Raw genomic sequence first — 3474 nt, forward strand, 5'->3', positions numbered from 1 at the left:
ATGTCGCATTTCAATTTAATCTGTATTCAAGTTCTTGCTTAGTTCGCTTCCCCTTGACTACGGAATGGCATTCTACCGATTTATGTCGAAGAGTCAACGCTATATTTATAGATAAATAACTGCTTGCGCACTAATTAATCTTATCGGTTTTAAAGTGAGCTACTCGGCGGTTAAATCGCCCCATGCGGCTATTATGTAGCTCATCATTGACCAGAAAGTCAGTATCGCAGCAACGTAAAATAACCCAAATGCGCTATATATAATAAAATCGTTTGGTTGCCAGATTAATCCTGTTATTGCAGTCATCTGTGCAGCGGTTTTATATTTACCGATCCAAGAGACGGCTACCGCCCCTCGCTTACCAATTTCAGCCATCCACTCTCTTAAAGCGGAGATTACAATCTCACGTCCGATCATGAATAATGCAGGTAAGGTCAACCAGATGCTTTGATATTGAGCAACAAGCAGTACTAATGCAGTTGTCACCATTATTTTATCTGCTACTGGATCAAGAAAAGCACCGAAACGAGTAGATTGTTTCAGTTTTCGAGCAGCGTAACCGTCAAGCGCATCCGTAACAGCGGCTAACCAAAAAACAAAAGCAGCGGCAAATAGAGCCCAACTGTCAGGCATATAGAAAAGAACAACAAACACTGGTAACAGTAATAGTCTGAAAAGTGTTAACGCGATAGGAATGTTAAACGGCATCATAAAACCTAAAATTCAAAAGCAGCGCCAATCTTGCCTTAATTTTACTACCCTCGCAATGCATCATGTATTGTTTGTGCCATTTCTAGGCTAATCCCTGGAACTTTTACCAATTCAGCCACACTCGCCCCCTTAACTTCCTGCAATCCACCTAAATGTTGTAATAATGCTTTTCGACGTTTAGGACCTATTCCCTCAATAGATTCAAGTGAAGAGGTATTTCGAGTTTTCTGTCGTTTATTGCGATGGCCAGTGATGGCAAAGCGATGAGATTCGTCTCGAATTTGTTGAATAAGGTGTAATGCCCCTGAATCGGCAGGTAAAGTAAACGATTCCTCGTTATCACCATAAATAAGCGTTTCAAGGCCCGGCTTACGTCCCTCGCCTTTTGCGACGCCTATCAATGTTGGAGCATGATCTAATGCAACGAACTTTTCGTCTACAATCTTCTGTGCAATACGCAATTGGCCAATGCCACCATCAATAAAGAGGATATCGGGTGTTTTCCCACCTTTCGCCACTTTATCAAAGCGTCGACTAATTGCTTGTTTCATTGCTGCATAATCATCACCAGGGGTAATCCCCTCAATATTGTAACGGCGATAGTCGGCTTTATTCGGCCCTTCACGGTTAAATACAACGCAAGATGCTACCGTACTTTCACCCATTGTATGGCTAATGTCGAAACACTCCATGCGCTGGATTTTACTGCTGGCTTCAATCGCTTCTTCAAGCAACAGGAAACGCTGCTCTACTGTATTACGGTGAGATAGCCGTGTAATGACAGAGTTAGTTGCATTAGTCATTGCTAACCGTAAAAACTGCGCACGTTCACCACGAACTTGTGTTTTTATCTCTACTTTTCTTTGTTGCGCTGTTTTTATTGCTGCAGCCAGTTCAGTTTGCTCTTCAAAGGCATCGCTGACCAAAATCTCTTTAGGGGTCACTCGTTGGCTATCTGAATTAAGATAAAACTGAAACATAAAGGATCGTAAAACTTCCGACAACTCTGTATCCACTGGTACTTTAGGATAATAGCTGCGACTTCCGAAAATTTTACCTTCTCGGATAAAGAGTAAGTGAAAGCAGGCGACACCCGATGAGAAATGCGCTCCGATAACATCCATGTCTCCAGATGCGTGTGACACTTCTTGTTGTTCAGCAACCCGTCTTAGTGCAGTAATCTGATCGCGATAACGCGCGGCTTGCTCATAATGTAACTCTTGTGCAGCTTGCTCCATCTTGGCGACAAGTGCTTTGGTGACTTGTTGGTCTTTACCTTTTAAAAACAGAGAAGCCAGTGTGACCTGCTCTTGATAATCCTCTAAGGAAACTTTATCAACACAAGGCGCGGAACAACGACCGATCTGATACTGCAAGCAAGGTCGAGATCTCGCTTTATAATACAAGTCATCACACTGCCTAATAGGAAAGATTTTTTGCAATAAATGCAGGCTTTCACGAACAGCACCGCCATTGGGATAAGGGCCAAAATATTGGCCTTTCGCTCTTTGAGGACCACGATGGTACGAAAGCCGTGGATGCTTGTGATTACTTAATAAAATGTAAGGATAGGATTTATCATCTCTGAGCAGTACATTGTACTTAGGCATGTACTGCTTTATATAATCATTTTCTAGAATAAGTGCATCGGTTTCACTATGGGTAATAGTGACATCGATATTAGCAATGCGAGTGACTAACGCCTGTGTTTTTATATTCGAAAGGTTTTTACGAAAATAAGAAGATAATCGCTTTTTTAAATCTTTAGCCTTCCCTACATAGATAACGGTATTATCGATATCATACATACGGTAAACACCGGGAGACGATGTAACCGTTTTTAAAAATTCGCTAGAATTGAACGCTTCAGCCATACGACGTTAGATCACCTAATAGCTAATATTTATTTAGAACTGACCAGTATCAAGCATCTTATACCTAATCGCCAAGCGAGTAAGCTCCACATCACCACCGATGCCTAACTTTGCAAACAAGCGATATCGGTAACTATTCACTGTTTTTGGACTAAGATTGAGTTGCTCGGAAATATCACTGACCTTTTCGCCATTGGTGATCATTAGCATGATCTGCAATTCTCTTTCAGACAGCGATTTAAACGGATTATCTTCAGATTGATTAAACTGACTCAATGCCATCTGTTGCGCTATTTCAGGCGACAGATAACGTTGGCCATGGGCAACTTGTCGAATAGCTTGTAGCACTTCAGGAGAGGTTGCACCTTTGGTCAAATAGCCAGACGCACCAGCTTGCATGACTTTAGTTGGGAACGGATCTTCAGTATGTATAGTCAGGACGATGATTTTTGCGTGCGCTTGAAACCTAAGAATTTTTCGAGTTGCTTCTAAGCCACCAATCCCAGGCATATTCATGTCCATTAAGATGACATCAGCTTCATTTTTACGGCACCATTGAACTGCAGTCTCACCGTCACCGGCTTCACCAACAACCTTTATCCCGCGTTCATCTTCTAGAATACGCCGAATACCAGTACGTACTAGCTCATGGTCATCGACTAAATATACTGAAATCAAAGCTGCCCTACCCCAAATTAATCCTGCTTGCTCTACACGTGTGTCAAGCTATCTTATTCAGTCTAATTTAGCCCATAAAAACAAAATTAGAAAGCTAATTTTTGCTAACCCTCTCGCTACTGATAATCAATATAACGATTAATAACAATAGCTTATCTTAGAAAGCAAAAAGGCAGCCATTTAGGCTGCCTTCTTTAATGTGGCGGAGAGA

At 41.7% G+C, this 3474-nt stretch carries 3 protein-coding genes; all 3 read right to left on the reverse strand.

Features of this window, described 5'->3' with window-relative positions; all coding sequences use genetic code 11:
* Positions 1–159: 159 nt before the first annotated feature.
* From pgsA to uvrY, 3 genes are read right to left on the reverse strand one after another with little or no spacing between them, the layout of a single operon-like run.
* Positions 160–708 carry a CDP-diacylglycerol--glycerol-3-phosphate 3-phosphatidyltransferase gene (gene pgsA / locus AB4135_RS20785; protein ID WP_371995337.1) on the reverse strand — a complete coding sequence of 183 codons (549 nt, stop codon included), beginning with the start codon at positions 706–708 and terminating at the stop codon, positions 160–162.
* 47 nt (positions 709–755) lie between these two features.
* Positions 756–2585, reverse strand: coding sequence for an excinuclease ABC subunit UvrC (uvrC, locus tag AB4135_RS20790; RefSeq protein WP_371995338.1), 1830 nt, complete (start codon positions 2583–2585; stop codon positions 756–758).
* Between the two features lie 33 nt (positions 2586–2618).
* A complete protein-coding gene (gene uvrY / locus AB4135_RS20795) occupies positions 2619–3263 on the reverse strand; it encodes a UvrY/SirA/GacA family response regulator transcription factor (RefSeq protein ID WP_220740379.1) in 645 nt (214 codons plus the stop codon).
* Between the last annotated feature and the right edge of the window lie 211 nt (positions 3264–3474).

Source organism: Shewanella sp. 10N.286.54.B9 (assembly GCF_041468565.1).
Taxonomy (GTDB): Bacteria; Pseudomonadota; Gammaproteobacteria; order Enterobacterales; family Shewanellaceae; genus Shewanella.